The organism is Arthrobacter sp. JSM 101049 (assembly GCF_041679245.1).
GTDB lineage: Bacteria > Actinomycetota > Actinomycetes > Actinomycetales > Micrococcaceae > Arthrobacter_H.
Map to the genome: position 1 here is coordinate 1079890 of NZ_JBGFFC010000001.1, position 15070 is coordinate 1094959.

A 15070-nucleotide genomic window follows, 5' to 3' on the forward strand; every position below is an offset into this window, starting at 1 on the left:
TGGCCCACGCCACCTTGCCCCCCGGTAAGGTGACCCCATGATCAACACCGCGCGACTCCGTTCCGACCTCTCGCTCCTGGGCCGTGAAACCGGCATGATGCTGGCGACTGTCGAATCGCTCTCCGACGTCGAAATGACCGCTGCCTCGCTGTGCGAGGGCTGGACGCGTGCCGACGTCATCGCGCATCTCGCCTCCAACGGGCGCGCCCTGGTCAAGCTCGTGGACTGGGCGACCACCGGCGAGGAGCAGCAGCTCTATGACTCCCGGGAGGCGCGCGATGAGGAGATCGCCGAGCTCGCCGCCTTGCCCCGCAAGGACCTGGTCGGCCTCTTCCGGGACAACGCCACGTACTTCGCCGAGCAGGCCCAGCGCCTTTCCGGGGAGCTCTCGGTCGACGAGGTGCACCTGCACGGCAAGCAGATCCCCGCGACGTCCATCGTGGCGCTGCGCATCGCCGAGGTCGTCATCCACCACCACGACCTGGACACCACCTGGACCCTCGAGGAAGCGGACCTGGACGCGCAGCTCTACGGCATCGAGGCCGCCGTGCGGACCATGCGGGCCAAGAACGCCCCGGGGATGACGCTGGTGACCGAAGAGGGCGACGAGTGGGTCGTCGGCGACGGCGCCCTGAAGGTCGCGTCCGATCGCGAGGGCCTGCTCGCCTGGCTGGCCCGCGGCAACGGCGAGCATGTCGAGGCCGACGGCCCGCTGCCTGAACTGCCGTCCTGGTGAGCTGACCGGCTTCCGGCCCAGCAAAAACCGGCAGCCGGGCACCCCCTCTCGGGAGGTGCCCGGCTACTGGTGTTCCGCCGTCGTGCAGTGTCCGGAGGAGCGCCTAGAGGACGATCTGGCGGTTGACGTCCTTGTAGAGCAGGTAGCGGAAGTTCGACGGCCCGCCGGCGTAGCAGGCTTGCGGGCAGAAGGCGCGCAGTGACATGTAGTCGCCGGCCTGGACCTCGGTCTACCGGCGTTGAGCCGGTAGACCGCGTTGCCCTCGAGCACGTAGAGCCCGTGTTCCATCACGTGCGTCTCGGCGAACGGGATCAAAGCGTCTGGTTCTGCTCGCTGACACAGGCGCCAAGGAGGAGCAACATCAAAAGCCGGACATTTGTATGGGTTGATATAACCATATAAGATTTTTCTTATACGGCCATAGACAAGGACATAAATGCCTTCCGCAGATACGAACCCGTTCCGGCCGGGCGCAGGCCGCGTTCCTCCGGAGTTATCCGGTCGCGACGATATCGTGACGGAGGTGTCACGATTGATGGACCAGGTCCTTGATGCATCGGAGGGCGAACGGCCCATCATCATCTCCGGGTTGAGAGGCGTGGGCAAGACCGTTCTCCTCAATGAATTCGTTCGCCGGGCCCAGTCGTCCTCCCGCTGGGTGGCCATCAAGCTTGAGGCAACTACCGGCCGGAGCCTCAGCCAAGCCATTGCCAAGGAGCTGCATACCCAACTGCGGAAGCTCATGTCGACAGGCGAACACGTTCGGGAAAAATTCTCGACTGCACTGCGCGTCTTCCGCTCGTTCCAACTAACAGTCGACCCCATGGGCAACTATGGTTTCGGGTTCGAGATAGATCCCGAGCCTGGCACGGCGGACAGTGGAGACCCGGAGCAGGACGTCCGCGACCTGTTGGACAGTTTGGGGTCGGCAGCGCGCTCGATAGATGCGGGAGTCCTCATTGCGGTCGATGAACTCCAGGAAGCACCGGCTCCCGACCTCAATGGGCTCAACGTTGCACTGCACAACCTCGGCCAGGCCGCGTGGCCTGTCCCAGTCCTGTTCATCGGGACGGGCCTGCCGTCCCTACCGGCAGTTCTCGCCGACGCAACGAGCTACGCGGAGAGGCTCTACGACTACAGGACGTTGGGCTTGCTCAAGGAAGACGAAACGATGAGCGCGCTGGTCCAGCCTGCGGAACAACGGGAAGTCAGCTGGGATGCCAACGCGCTTGAGCTCGCCGTCGACACGTCGGGCGGCTATCCCTATTTCGTTCAGGCCTGCGGTAAGCACGTCTGGGACGTTCGCGCCCAAGCCAACCGAATCACGCTCGAAGATGCGGAAATCGGCTCAGAAAAGGCCCGCCAGGAAGTGGATCGTGGCCTCTACCAGTCACGCTGGGAACGGGCCACACCCGCCCAGCGTGAAGTCATGAAGGCCATGGCTGAGGACGATGAACAGCCTTCGGCGATTCAAGACTTGGTCACTCGTACCGGCAAGTCACGCACCAGCGACCTGTCGGTCTCCCGCCGCGAACTGATCAAGAACGGCCATATCTATGCCCCGGACCGGGGCTTTGTGGCTTTCACGGTTCCCGGGATGGCCGACTTCATCAAACGCAAGGTCCTCGAGTAAACACCAGGAAGCCGGGCCGCCCCCACAGGGGGTGCCCGGCTCCTGGTGTTCCGCCGTCGTGCAGTGTCCGGAGGAGCGCCTAGAGGACGACCTGGCGGTTGACGTCCTTGTAGAGCAGGTAGCGGAAGTTCGACGGTCCGCCGGCGTAGCAGGCCTGCGGGCAGAAGGCGCGCAGTGACATGTAGTCGCCGGCCTGGACCTCGACCCAGTCGGCGTTGAGCCGGTAGACCGCCTTGCCCTCGAGCACGTAGAGCCCGTGTTCCATCACGTGCGTCTCGGCGAACGGGATCGAGGCGCCGGGTTCGAACGTGACGATGTTGACGTGCATGTCGAAGGCCAGGTCCTGCGGGTCCAGCATGCGGGTGGTGCGCCACTTGTTCTCGGTCCCGGGCATGGCGCCGGGGGTGATGTCGCGTTCGTTGCCGACCACGGGACGGGCGGTGTGCCCGGCAAGTGGCTGGTAGCGCTTGCGGATCCAGTGAAACTGGGTGGGCTCCACGCCATCGTTCTGGGCCGTCCACACGGTGCCGGCGGGGACGAACGCGAAGCCTCCAGGGGCCAGGACGTGGGACGTGCCCTCGATGACCACCGTCAGCTCGCCGCCCATGACGAAAATGAACCCCTCGACTTCCGGCTGCGGCTCGGGATGCTCGGAGCCTCCGCCGGCGGCGACCTCCAGGATGGACTGCGAGAAGGTGGTGGCCCCGCCGGCGACGGGCCGGTTCAGCACCCAGGCCCGGGTTCCGGTCCACTCCGGCAGGACCGAGGTGACAATGTCGCGCAGGACCCCGCGCGGGATGACCGTGTAGGCCTCGGTGACGACCGCCCGATCGGTGAGCAGGTCCGTCTGGGGCGGATGCCCGGCCTGGGCACCGAAGTACGGCGACGTGGCGTTCTGGGGGACGACGGTGGTCTCAGACATGGGATTCCTTTGCTGGTTGCGTGGGGCGGCCGAGGGCGAGGGTGCGCAGCTGCTCGACGCTGATCTCTACGGCGGATTCAACCTCCGCCACGGTCAGGGCGCCGCAGGCCAGGCCGCGGTGGATGAAGTCGGCGAGCGCCTTCGCCGTCGCGGGCTCGTCCATGATGGCGGACTCGATCCGGTGCACGTAGTTGCGCAGGCGGGCGGCGGCGGCGGCGAACCCGTCGCGGTAGAACGCGTAGGTTGCCAGGTAGCGGGTCGGCAACTGGGCCGGGTGCAGGTCCCAGCCCTGGTAGATCCCGCGTTCGAGGTGGCGGCGGACCAGCCGGGCGTGGAGCTTCCAGGCGTCGACCGCGTGCTCGGGGTCGCCGACGGGCAGGATGTTGGTGGATCCGTCGGAGAGGTGGACGCCGGTGCCGGCCACGGCGACCTGCATGACCGACTTGGCGTAGTCGGCGGCCGGGTGCTCCATGGACTGGTAGGCCGCGGCGATGCCCAGCGAGGCCGAGTAGTCGTAGGTCCCGTAGTGCAGCGACGACACCCGGCCTCCGCCGGCGTGGATCACCTGGACGCACGGCACGGTGCCGTCCGCCCCCAGGATCAGTTGCGGGGTCTCCATCTGGACCTCGAAGCGCAGGCGCTTGGGAGCCAGCCCATGGGCTGCCTCGAGGCGTTCGCAGACGTAGACCATGGCCTCGACCTGGGCGACCGTGCTGACCTTGGGCAGCGTGAGGACCAACCCGTCCGGCAGGCCCCCGCTCTCGACCAGTGAGCCGATGAACAGGTCCAGGGTGCGCAGGCCCCGGGCGCGTGTCGGCGCCTCGAGGGACTTGAAGCGGATGCCGATGAACGGGGGGGCGCTGCCGGCGGCGACGGCCCGGTTGACCTCCCGGGCTGCACGGACGGCGTCGGCGTCCTCCTCGGCATCCGGTCGAGTGCCGTAGCCGTCCTCGAAGTCCAGACGCAGGTCCTCGATGGGTTCGGCGGCCAGCTTGGCCTCGACCAGGTCCGCCGCCACATCGACCCCGATGGCGGTGGCCAGGGCGTCGATCCCGCCGGCGGACCGTGCCGCCTCGAGGGCCTTCCGCCCCCAGTCGGCTGCGAGCTCGCCGGTGAAGGCGTCGGCGGGAACGTAGGCGGTGTGGATGGGCTGGCGCACCGGGGACGGGCCGGGGTAGGCGCGGGCCAGCAGCCGATCGGTCGCGGCTAGACGCACCTCGACCGCGGAGCGGGCGCCGTCGTCCAGGACGGCCGGGCCGGTCATGGTGCCACCAGCTCGGTGGAGAGCAGCTGGTAGGCGGGCAAGGTGAGGAAATCCTCGAAGTCCCCGTCCTGCCCGGTGACCAGGCGGCCGATCAGTTCGGCGGCGGGCTGGTAGTAGGCCGCAAAGACCTCCGCGTTGTCGACCTCCCCGCGCAGCCGCTCAACTTCTTCGGCCAGGATCGCGGAGGCCAGCTCTGCGGTGATCGTGTTGCCCGTGTCCTCGGCCACGACCTGGTTGCGGATCTGCTGCCAGACCTGCGAGCGAGAGATCTCCGCGGTGGCGGCGTCCTCCATCAGGTTGTGGATGGCCACGGCACCGTTGCCGGAGAGCCAGACGGCGGTGTAGGCGACAGCGACGTAGAGGTTGGCATGCACGCCCGCCTCCGTGACCTTGCCCGGTGCCGATTCGACGTCCAGCAACATGGCGGGGGTCACCTCGACCTCGGGGCGCTGGCGCTCGAGCTGGTTGGGTCGGTCCCCCAGCACGGAGTCGAAGACCTCGGCGCATACCGGGACGAGGTCGGGGTGGGCGACCCAGGACCCGTCGAAGCCGTCGCCGGCTTCGCGTGCCTTGTCCGCGCGGACCTTCTCGAAGGCGGCCGCCGTGACGTCGGGCTCGCGGCGGTTGGGGATGACCGCGGCCATTCCGCCCATCGCGAAGGCGCCGCGCTTGTGGCACGTCGCCACGAGCAGATCGGTGTAGGCGCGCATCATCGGCGCGGTCATGGCGACGTCGGCACGGTCGGGCATCGTGAACTTCGGTCCGGCTTCGCGGAAGTACTTGATCATGCTGAACAGGTAGTCCCAGCGCCCGGCGTTCAGGCCGGAGGCGTGCTCGCGCAGTTCGTAGAGGATTTCGTCCATCTCGAAGGCGGCGGGGATGGTCTCGATGAGGACGGTGGCCCGCACCGTGCCGTGCGGGATGCCCAGTTCGGCCTGGGCGAAGGTGAAGACCTCGTTCCACAAACGCGCCTCGAGGTGGGATTCCATCTTGGGCAGGTAGTAGAAGGGCCCGTCACCGCTGGCGGCGAGGTGGGCGGCGTTGTGGAAGAAGTGCAGGCCGAAGTCCACCAGGGCGCCGATGGCCGGTTTGCCGTCGATGAGCACGTTGGCCTCCGGCAGGTGCCAGCCGCGGGGCCGGACGACCACGGTGGCCAGGGGAGCGTCCTGGCGCAGCGTGTATTCGCGGCCGTCGGGATTGGTGAAGGAGAGCGTCCCGCGGGCTGCGGCGCCGAGGTTGACCAGGGCGTCGACGACGTTGTGCCAGGTGGGGGTCGAGGCGTCCTCGAGGTCGGCAAGCCAGACCTTGGCGCCGGAGTTCAAGGCGTTGATGGCCATCTTGGCCGGGCTCGCGGGGCCGGTGATCTCCACGCGGCGGTCACGGAGCTTCGCCGGGGCCTCGGCGACGGTCCAGTCCGCCTGGCGGATGTGGGCCGTCTCTGGCAGGAAGTCCATCGTCCCGCTGGCCGAGGCGGCGCGCCGGCTGGAGCTCCGGGCGGCCAGCAGGGCGTCGCGGGTCCCGGTGAAGCGCTGGTGGAGGTTCTCGATGAACGCCAGGGCGTCCTCGGTGAGGATCGCCTCGGCACCGGCGACGCGGGGGGTGTGGGTCAGGGTGATGCTCATGGTCTTTGTCCTTACTTGGTGCTGTTTCGGGCGGCTGCGGCCACTGCCGCGGCGACGTCGGCGGCGACGTGCGGGTCGAAGACGCTCGGGATGATGTAGCCCGGGTTCAGTTCCTCGGGGGCGACGCGTGCTGCGATGGCCTCGGCGGCGGCGACCAGCATCTCGGGGATGATGTCCACGGCTCCGGCGTCGAGCAGGCCCCGGAAGAAACCGGGGAACGCCAGGACGTTGTTGATCTGGTTGGGGAAGTCGCTGCGGCCGGTGGCGACCACCGCCGCGTGCTGGCCGGCTTCCACCGGGTCGACCTCGGGATCGGGGTTGGCCATGGCGAAGACGATGGCGTCCTTGGCCATCGTGGCCACGTGGTCGCCGGTGAGGATGCCGGGGGCCGAGACGCCGATGAAGACATCGCTGCCGACCAGGGCCTCATGCAGCGTCCCACTGAAATCCTCGCGATTGGTGTGCTCGGCCAGCCAGGCCCGGTGGCCCCCTGCGCTGGTGTCGGCACGGGAGATGGCCCCGTTACGTCCGCAGGCGATGATGTTGGTTGCCCCGCGTTCCAGCAGCAGCTGCACGATCGCGTTGCCCGCGGCGCCCACGCCGGAGACCACGATGCGGACCCGGTCCATGGTCTTGCCGACGACCTTCAACGCATTCTCCAGGGCGGCCAGGGTAACGATCGCCGTGCCGTGCTGGTCGTCGTGGAAGACGGGGATGTCCAGTTCCTCGCGCAGTCGCGCCTCGATCTCGAAGCACCGCGGAGCGGCAATGTCCTCGAGGTTCACGCCTCCGTAGACGGGCGCGATCGCCTTGACGATCTCCACGATGGCACCCGTATCCTGCGTAGCCAGGCAGACCGGCCAGGCGTCGACGTCGGCGAACTGCTTGAACAGTGCCGCCTTCCCCTCCATGACCGGCAAGGCGGCCTCGGGGCCGATGTTGCCCAGGCCCAGCACAGCGGAGCCGTCGGTGACGACGGCGATCGTGTTGCGCTTGATGGTCAGCCGGCGTGCATCGGCCGGGTTCTCGGCAATGGCCTGGCAGACACGGGCGACCCCGGGGGTGTAGGCGCGGGAGAGGTCATCGCGGTTGCGCAGCGGGACCTTGGGGTTGACCTCGAGCTTGCCGCCGAGGTGCATCAGGAAGGTGCGGTCGCTGACCTTGCGGACCGTGACGTCGTCCAGGGCGTCGATGGCCGTGCGGACGCGTTCGCCGTGGGCGGCATCGGTCGTGTTGCAGCTGACGTCCACGACCATGGAGAGGTGCGTCGACTCGGTGACGTCCAATGCCGTGATGGATCCGCCGGCGGCACCGACTGCCGCGGCGAGCTCGCTCGTGGCGGTAAAGGTCGCCGGGGTCTCGACCCGCAGGGTCAGTGAATACCCGGGGCTGGGATTCGCCATGGATTTGCTCCTCTTATCTCGTCGGTCGGACCAACGCAGGTCAACTTGTTTCCGTATAGTGGACATTATTATTTGAGGAATGGAAAAGCAACCGTTGAAGGCTAGAAAATTCGACGAGTTTCCATCTCGTCTTCTCGCCTGTCGGAAAACCGTTCCCCGATTCCGGTAGTGTGGCGAATAATTCCCGACCCTTCGACCCCCCTCCGGTGCCTTCACCGGTCCGAGAACCCAGGAGATCCAATGCCCGCCAAACCCGCTACCGGGGTCCAGTCCGTCGAGCGTGCCTTCGAGCTGCTCGAGCTCATTGCCAGGGCGGGCGGGGAATGCACCCTGAGCGAACTCGCCCAGGAGACACCGCTACCCTTGCCGACGATCCACCGCCTACTGCGCACGCTGGTGGGCATCGGCTATGTCCGGCAGCTGCCCAACCGCCGCTACGCGCTGGGTCCACGGCTGATCCGGCTCGGCGAGGTCGCCAACCGCCAGCTGGGTGCCGTCGCCTCCCCACTGCTGCGCCGCCTCGTGGAACAACTGGGCGAATCGGCCAACCTCGCGGTGCTCGACGGCGACAAGATCACCTACGTCAGCCAAGCCCCCTCCCCCCACAGCATGCGCATGTTCACCGAAGTCGGACGCCGCGCCGGCCTCCACAACACGGGCGCCGGCAAGGCGATCCTCTCGGTGCTGGACGACGACCGGATCGACCGTCTGGTCGGCCAGGCCGGGATGCCGGCTCCGACGCCGAACGCGATCACGTCGCTGTCGGCCCTGCACGACGAGATCAAGAAGATCCGCAGCGTCGGCTTCGCGGTCGACGAGGAAGAGCAGGAAGTGGGCGTCAGGTGCTTCGCCATGGCAGTTCCTGGCGCACCGACGCCCATGGCAGTTTCCATTTCGGGCCCGATCACGCGGGTGGACGACTCGTTGGCGGAGCGTGCCATTCCCGCGCTCACGGAGGCCACCAGCATCATCTCCGAGGCCTTGACCGGCACGCAGGACTAGCGCAGTGGCGCCGGGCGGGACACGTTCCTCCGGCGAAAGCGGCTCCCCGTGATGTGGGCCGGGGTTCCGGCCGGGCATCACGGGGAGCCGCTCGTTGTGTTCCATCTGCCGCTAGTGTGCGGGGATACTGCTTTCCTTCGGCTGCGGAACGGCTTGCGCCGCCTCCAACACCGCCTCCGGATCCAGCCCGTCCGGAAGCTCGGCCCGGACCCCCGCGGCCTCGCACGCCCTGACGTGGTCCGCCAGCGCCACGGTGAACTGCTCGGTCGTGACCACGGGGACCTCCTCGCCGTCGGCGTCGACGACCTTGCCGGAGTCCACCCGGTCGCCGTCCCGCAATCCCCTCAGCTGTTCCCTTCGGACCATCCTCGGCGGAGAGGCGACGAAGACCGAAGCGTCCTTTGCCGGGTTCCCGAAGGTGAGCACGTTGAAGAGCAAGTTCAGCAGCACCGCCATGATCGCCGCGGAGCTGATCCCCGAGTGCAGGATCGTGGCAAGCCAATCAGGGAACCCATCGTAGAAGTCCGGCTTGACGATCGGGATCATGCCAAAGGCCAGCGACGCCGAGACGATGATCATGTTCATGCTCTGGTCGTACTTGACCTTGGACAGAGTGCGGATACCGCTGGCTGCCACCGTGCCGAAGAGCACCATCCCGGCTCCCCCGAGCACCGGCGATGGGATGGCTGCCACCACGCGGCCGAGGATGGGAAGCAGCCCCAACACCATCAAGATGCCGCCACCGGCGGTGACGACGAAGCGGCTCTTCACCCCGGTGATGGCCACCAGGCCCACATTCTGGGCAAAGGCGCTCTGGGTGAAGGTGTTCAGGAACGGAGCGGCGATGCTGGAAACCATGTCGGCACGCAGCCCGTTGGCGATGCGCTTCTTGTCCACGGGCGAACCGGCGATTTCCCCGATGGCGAGGATATCGGCCGTGGTCTCGGTGAGGATGACCAGGACAACGATGGTCATCGAGATGATCCCGCCGATCTCGAAGACCGGCGCCCCGAAGGCCAGGGGCTGCGGCAGGGCGGCGACCGGGCCGCTGCCGACTTGGGAGAAGTCGGCCATGCCGGTGGCCCGCGCAACCAGGGTACCCACGATGATCGCCAGCAGGATGGACAACCGCGAGATCGCCGCGTTGCCGACCTTGCTCAGCAGCAGCACCAGTACCAGCGTTAGGGCGGCCAGGCCGATGTTGGCCAGGGAGCCGTAGTCCTCGGCCTGCTCGTTGCCTCCCATCGACCAGTTCGCGGCCACCGGTGTCAGCGACAAGCCGATCATCGTGATCACGATGCCGGTGACGACAGGCGGGAAGAAGCGGATGATCCGGGCGAAGAAGGGCGCGACCAGGAATCCGAACACCGCCGCGACCAATACCGACCCGAACACGGCCTGGATCCCACCGCCCCCATTGACGATGGCCACCAGCGTGGCGACCGAGGCGAACGAGGTGCCCTGGACCAGCGGCAGCTGGGCTCCAAAGAACGGGATGCCGACCGTCTGCAGGATGGTGGCCAGCCCGCCGACGAACAGGCAACACGCGACCAACAGGGCCTGGTCGTTGGTGCCTAGGCCCGCCGCGGCGCCGATGATCAGCGGCGGGGCGATGATCCCACCGTACATCGTGAGAACATGTTGGAGTCCGTAGGCGAACGTCCGCCCCAGTGGCAGCCGCTCGTCCTCCGGACGCCGGATTGCGGTGGTATTGCGATGTTTATCAGCCTTCACTGCTGACCTCCTCGTACACTGCCGTGATGGAAGGGGCGCCCGCGTGGCAGCGCAGGCGCCCCTTGGTGCCGTCTAGCAGAAGCCGGCGGCGTTCTCCCAGATCGGATGCGTCGGCGCGACGCCTTCGCGCTGGATGGTCGCCTCGATCAAGCCGTACGGTCGGTCCGCGGCAAAGAAGACCTCGTGCGGGTTGTCCTGCCCGAAGGGCTCCAGGTCGACCAGGAAGTGGTGCTTGTTCGGCAGCGACATCCGGATCTCCTCAATCTCCGGGTGGGCTTCCAGGACCAGCCGGCCCATCTCGAACATCGTCTGCTGCAGTGCCAGCGAGTGGGTCTGCGCGAAGCCACGCAGCAGCAGGGTGCGCACCGAGGCATAGACGGCGTTGTAGTCCAGGTCCCCGGCGGCGACCGCGTCCGTGTTGTAGCGCCAACGGGCGTTGACGTCGGTGGCCAGGATCCGCTCGGTGGTCTCCTGCAGCGTCGTGTACTGGTCGACCGGGAAGCCGTGGAACTCGCTGCCCGTCGACTTCAGCACCGTCAGGCCGCTGAGCCCGGCGAGGACGTCCTGGCGGTCGTCGGCGATCTCCAGCACCGCTGTGCGAACCTCGCTCATGTTCCGCGAGAACGCGTGGTCGTGGTCCTCGATGCGGTCCCAGGAATACTGTTCGGCAGCCCAACGCCCACCGGTGACCCAGGAGAAGCTGCCGGTGAAGTGGGCGCCGAGACGGACCAGGAACTCCTCGGGGGATCCGACCCCGTCGCGGGCCAGGCCGTACACGGTGTTCTTCTGCGTATCGGTGGGCACAACGTGCCCGTTGTCTCCCTCGGTGTGGGCGGCTTCGAAGTCGCCGTGCAGCTGGGAGGTGACGTTGAGGTCCTCGATCTGGTGGCGGGCGGTGTGACGGGTGATCTTCACGAGCCGGACTTCGGCCTTGCCGTACTGGTTCTTCGCCAGCACGATCTTCGGTGAGGCGTTCGCCGTCGTGGCCTGTTCCGTGGTGATGGCAGTCATGGTTCTAGCTCCCTCGGTAGGTGGAAAATGCAAACGGGCTAATGAGCAGGGGTACGTGGTAGTGCTCGGCGGCATCGGCGACGATGAAACCTAGTACGACCTCGGGGAAGAAGGTTTCCGTGCCCTTCGTCCCGAAATAGGCCCCGGTATCGAAAGTGATCCGGTAGTGGCCTGGTTCAACCTCTGTCGGGCCCAGGCTGCCGATCCGGCCATCGCCGTCGGTGGTGCCTGATCCGATTTCCTGCCAGCCGGCGGCCGACGGGGCCTCCAGCGTGGCCTTGACACCGGAGGCGGGCCTCCCGGTCCCGGTGTCGAGTACATGGGTGGTGATGTGGCTGCGATGGTGCGGCGCGTTCATCTGCTGCTCCTCTAAGGTGGCATGGGGCGGCGTCTGCCGCGGTGAAAACAGGGGACGACGGCGGTGTTGCTCAGGTGGGCGAAAGCATCCCGCGCAGGCGCAGGACCGCGATCTCGCGCAGTTGGGCTGCCACCTCGGCGGCTTCGCGTCCCGGGGAGTTCTGCATCCGGCGGTCGATCTCGGCGAGGATCTCCTCCGGCGTCCTGCCGGCGGCCCGGATGAGGAAGACCCGGTGGAAACGGGCCTCGTAGGCGGCGTTGGCGGCGGCGAGACGCTCGGTGATGCCGTCGTCGGTCCCCAAGCCCGACTGCTCGCCCCGGCTCAAATGCGCCTCGGCGCTGTTCCCCGCGGCCCGCTCGCCCAGGCGCGGATGGTGTGCCAGGGCGGCGTCGACCTCGTGGGGTTCGAAGGGGGCCGCCGCTGACGTTGCGGTGGCCAGCAGCTCGTCCACGCTGCGGTAGGGCCGCGATCCAACGACGGCGTCGACCCAGCGGGTGATGTCAACGCAGGGGCGGACGGCGGCTGCCGCCTGGTCCGCGGTCGTCGAATTGAAGTGCATCAGGTCCATCGGGTCTGCTCTTTCGTTGCTGCGCTTCCGCAGTGCCGAACACCCTTGACCATTGGCGGTGACGCCAACTTGATTCGATGCTTTTGTATCGTGGAACTCCGGTTCCGCAAATACTGTAAGCCAGCTCACACCGCAGCTGTCAAGGGCTTCCCGGGAATTGCTTTCCACCCGCCCGGGCGCTGGACGCATGCGCCGGCCGGATCCCTCCATGTTCTCCAGCGGATTCCACCCAAACCCTTGCCTTTTCGGCCTCACCGATCGCACAATGTTTCCATGAACCAATAAAGTTTTCTCGCTATACGAAAACCGATAGGACGTGCAGCATGACCACCACAGACAAGGCCACACACCAGGAGGCCGCCGCGCACGCGGTTCCGACGATCCGCGAGCCCGCCACGCCGTTCTACTCGGTCGGCGGGGCCGACCCCGATTTCGCCCTGCCGCCGCGCAGTGAATCCGCGCGCACCGGATTCTGGGCCCGGCTGTTGCCGTCCAGCCGCCGGCGGTAACCTCCGGCACCGCCCCGCCGACAGTCATTCCATACCTAGTACTGCTATGCTTCATTACCTAGTAGATCTAGGTATGGAGGCACGATGCACATCGACAAGGATCTGGTCGCCGCTGCGGCCACCCCGCTGGTCCTGGGGATCCTCGCGGAGGGCGAGCTCTACGGCTACGCCATCATCAAACGCGTGGGCGAACTCTCTGACGGGGACCTGCAGTGGACCGACGGCATGCTCTACCCGCTGTTGCACCGTCTCGAACGCCTCGGCTACCTGTCCTCGTCCTGGGGCACGTCCGAAGCCGGACGCCGCCGCAAGCACTACGCCATCACGCCCACAGGTCGCGAGGCCTTGGCCGAACGGCAGGAGCAGTGGGCCGTGGTGGCCGAGACGCTGCGCCAGGCCTGGCGCGCACTCGAACAACCGCCGGCGGCCGCGACGGGGTGGGCATGATGGAGGCGCACGCCGAACTGGAGGCCCAGATCGGACGGTGGAGGGGATACCTGCAGCGGCGCCAGGCCATTGCCCCGGCGGACCTCGATGAGCTCGAGGACCACCTGCGCGGGGAGATCGCCGAACGGCAGTCCAACGGCCTCGATGACGACGAGGCCTTCCTCGTGGCTATCAAGCGGATGGGGAACCTCGACGCCGTCTCCCGCGAATTCGCCCGCGAGCACTCGGACCGGTTGTGGAAGCAACTCGTCTTGGTCCCCGAAGGGCGCGGGGGCGCCGAGGGGACGGGGCGGCGCGAACTCGTGGTGGTGTTGTGCCTGGCGGTTGGCGCGGGCCTGGCGGTGAAGGCCGGGGTCCTGCTGTTCGGCCAGGAGTCCGTCCTGGCCCGGAACATCGGCCTGCTCGTCGTCCCCTTTCCCGCGGCCTACTTCGCGTGGAAACGCCGACTGACGGGGCGGGCGGCGGGAATCCTCTTGCTGGCCTTTGCCGTTCTGGCGGTCCTGCTCAACGCCTACCCGGTCGCCTCCGGCGGATCGACCGAACTGTTGGCCATCCTGCACGCCCCCGTGCTCCTGTGGATGCTTGCCGGGGCCGCCTATGCCGGCGGCCGGTGGCGCTCCGACGTCCGCCGCATGGATTTCGTGAGGTTCACCGGTGAGATCGCCATCTACTTCACGTTGCTGGCACTGGGTGGCGCTGTCCTCATCGGGCTCACCTTCGCCGTCCTGCAACTCGTGGACCTCGACCTCGAACCGGTCATGGAGGGCTGGATCCTGCCGTTCGCGGTGCCCGGCGCCCTGGTGGTGGCCGCCTGGCTCGTGGAAGCCAAGCAGAACGTGGTGGAGAACATCGCCCCGGTGCTCACCAAGGTGTTCACCCCACTAACACTGCTCATGTTGTTGTCCATGTTGGCGGTGCTGGCGGCAGCCGGCGGTCCCGGGGAGGTCGACCGGGAACTGCTCATCTTGATGGACGCGATCCTGGTGCTGGTGCTGTGCCTGTTGCTCTACGCGATCTCGGCCCGGGACTCCCTGGCGCCACCGGGCCTCTTCGATGGCATCCAGCTCCTGCTCGTCCTGGCCGCGATCGCCGTCGACGTGGTGATGCTGGTCGCGATGCTCGCCCGGATCGCCGAGTTCGGGCCCAGCCCCAATAAGATCTCGGCGCTGGGCCTGAACCTGCTGCTGCTGGTCCACCTGCTCCGGTCGGCATGGCTCGGCCTCGGCTTCCTGCGGCGGCGCCGAGTCTTCGCCCAGCTGGAACACTGGCAGACCCGGTACCTCCCGGCCTACGGTGTCTGGGCGCTGATCGTGGTGGCGCTCTTCCCGCCCGTCTTCGGCTTCCGGTAGCAGATCAGGGGCGCCCTGCCGGCAAGGCGCCCCGGGGCCCCTATCGCGTCATGGCGGCCAGCTGGTACTTGCCGAACGCCTTCCGCGGCACCTCCGGGGCGACCTCCCCGCGCGCGGCAAGCATCTGCAGGGCACGCACGACGATCGAGTGGGCGTCGATGGCAAAATAGCGCCGCGCTGCTGCGCGGGTGTCGGAGAAGCCGAAGCCGTCGGCGCCCAGGGTTGCGAAGTCGTTCGGGACGAACTGGCGGATCTGGTCCGGCACCTGGCTGGCATAGTCGCTCACGGCCACCACCGGCCCCCGGGCATCCGCCAGCTTCTCGGTGACGTAGGCACGGCGCACCGGGGCATCGGGGTACAGGAAGGCGTCCCGCTCGGCGGCGACGCCGTCGCGGCGCAGTTCGTTCCAGCTGGTGACGGACCAGACGTCGGCGGAGACGCCCCATTCGTCGGCGAGGATCTGCTGGGCTTCCAGGGCCCAGGGTACGGAGACGCCGGAGGCCAGCAGCTGG

14 protein-coding genes and 2 pseudogenes are annotated in these 15070 nt (G+C 67.5%); 6 read left to right on the forward strand and 10 right to left on the reverse strand.

The window, feature by feature from the left end; translation table 11 throughout:
- The first annotated feature begins 37 nt into the window (after positions 1–37).
- A complete protein-coding gene (locus AB8M85_RS05095; RefSeq protein WP_372697663.1) occupies positions 38–736 on the forward strand; it encodes a maleylpyruvate isomerase family mycothiol-dependent enzyme in 699 nt (232 codons plus the stop codon).
- Positions 737–839: 103 nt separating this feature from the next.
- Here the strand turns inward: AB8M85_RS05095 and AB8M85_RS05100 are convergent.
- A pseudogene (locus tag AB8M85_RS05100) lies at positions 840–1063 on the reverse strand ((S)-ureidoglycine aminohydrolase); the annotation flags it as partial.
- Positions 1064–1172: 109 nt separating this feature from the next.
- Between AB8M85_RS05100 and AB8M85_RS05105 the strand changes: the two are divergent.
- Positions 1173–2369, forward strand: coding sequence for an ATP-binding protein (locus AB8M85_RS05105; RefSeq protein ID WP_372697664.1), 1197 nt, complete (start codon positions 1173–1175; stop codon positions 2367–2369).
- Between the two features lie 79 nt (positions 2370–2448).
- Here the strand turns inward: AB8M85_RS05105 and AB8M85_RS05110 are convergent, their stop codons facing one another.
- Genes AB8M85_RS05110 through AB8M85_RS05125 form a run of 4 tightly spaced genes read right to left on the reverse strand, consistent with a single transcriptional unit; the run spans position 2449 to position 7580 of the window.
- The gene (locus AB8M85_RS05110) at positions 2449–3291 is read right to left on the reverse strand and encodes a bifunctional allantoicase/(S)-ureidoglycine aminohydrolase (protein ID WP_372697665.1); all 843 of its coding nucleotides are present in this window, start codon (positions 3289–3291) and stop codon (positions 2449–2451) included.
- Entirely contained in the window at positions 3284–4555 is a 1272-nt protein-coding gene (locus AB8M85_RS05115; RefSeq protein ID WP_372697666.1) for an aldolase, read from the reverse strand. The genes AB8M85_RS05110 and AB8M85_RS05115 overlap by 8 nt, the downstream gene beginning before the upstream one ends.
- A complete protein-coding gene (aceB, locus tag AB8M85_RS05120; RefSeq protein WP_372697667.1) occupies positions 4552–6177 on the reverse strand; it encodes a malate synthase A in 1626 nt (541 codons plus the stop codon). Before aceB ends, AB8M85_RS05115 begins: the two co-directional genes overlap by 4 nt.
- Before the next feature lie 11 nt (positions 6178–6188).
- A complete protein-coding gene (locus AB8M85_RS05125; RefSeq protein ID WP_372697668.1) occupies positions 6189–7580 on the reverse strand; it encodes an NAD-dependent malic enzyme in 1392 nt (463 codons plus the stop codon).
- Between the two features lie 240 nt (positions 7581–7820).
- Here AB8M85_RS05125 and AB8M85_RS05130 point away from each other — a divergent pair, with 240 nt between their 5' ends.
- Complete coding sequence (locus tag AB8M85_RS05130; RefSeq protein ID WP_372697669.1) at positions 7821–8582, forward strand: IclR family transcriptional regulator; 762 nt, start codon at positions 7821–7823, stop codon at positions 8580–8582.
- Between the two features lie 111 nt (positions 8583–8693).
- Here AB8M85_RS05130 and AB8M85_RS05135 read toward each other — a convergent pair whose 3' ends face one another.
- The 4 genes from AB8M85_RS05135 to uraD all read right to left on the reverse strand — a co-directional run bounded on the left by AB8M85_RS05135 (position 8694) and on the right by uraD (position 12253).
- Positions 8694–10316: a nucleobase:cation symporter-2 family protein gene (locus AB8M85_RS05135; RefSeq protein WP_372697670.1), complete on the reverse strand. Its 1623-nt coding sequence runs from the start codon at positions 10314–10316 to the stop codon at positions 8694–8696.
- Positions 10317–10388: 72 nt separating this feature from the next.
- Positions 10389–11327 carry a factor-independent urate hydroxylase gene (pucL, locus tag AB8M85_RS05140; RefSeq protein WP_372697671.1) on the reverse strand — a complete coding sequence of 313 codons (939 nt, stop codon included), beginning with the start codon at positions 11325–11327 and terminating at the stop codon, positions 10389–10391.
- 4 nt (positions 11328–11331) lie between these two features.
- Entirely contained in the window at positions 11332–11685 is a 354-nt protein-coding gene (uraH, locus tag AB8M85_RS05145; protein WP_372697672.1) for a hydroxyisourate hydrolase, read from the reverse strand.
- Between the two features lie 70 nt (positions 11686–11755).
- A complete protein-coding gene (uraD, locus tag AB8M85_RS05150) occupies positions 11756–12253 on the reverse strand; it encodes a 2-oxo-4-hydroxy-4-carboxy-5-ureidoimidazoline decarboxylase (RefSeq protein ID WP_372697673.1) in 498 nt (165 codons plus the stop codon).
- Between the two features lie 323 nt (positions 12254–12576).
- On the opposite strand from uraD, the gene AB8M85_RS05155 reads away from it, so the two are divergent.
- The 3 genes from AB8M85_RS05155 to AB8M85_RS05165 all read left to right on the forward strand — a co-directional run bounded on the left by AB8M85_RS05155 (position 12577) and on the right by AB8M85_RS05165 (position 14558).
- Complete coding sequence (locus AB8M85_RS05155; RefSeq protein WP_372697674.1) at positions 12577–12762, forward strand: hypothetical protein; 186 nt, start codon at positions 12577–12579, stop codon at positions 12760–12762.
- A gap of 84 nt (positions 12763–12846) precedes the next feature.
- Complete coding sequence (locus tag AB8M85_RS05160; protein ID WP_372697675.1) at positions 12847–13209, forward strand: PadR family transcriptional regulator; 363 nt, start codon at positions 12847–12849, stop codon at positions 13207–13209.
- The gene (locus AB8M85_RS05165) at positions 13206–14558 is read left to right on the forward strand and encodes a permease prefix domain 1-containing protein (protein WP_372697676.1); all 1353 of its coding nucleotides are present in this window, start codon (positions 13206–13208) and stop codon (positions 14556–14558) included. The genes AB8M85_RS05160 and AB8M85_RS05165 overlap by 4 nt, the downstream gene beginning before the upstream one ends.
- A 40-nt stretch (positions 14559–14598) precedes the next feature.
- Here AB8M85_RS05165 and AB8M85_RS05170 read toward each other — a convergent pair.
- Positions 14599–15070: pseudogene (locus AB8M85_RS05170) on the reverse strand (pyruvate dehydrogenase (acetyl-transferring), homodimeric type); the annotation flags it as partial.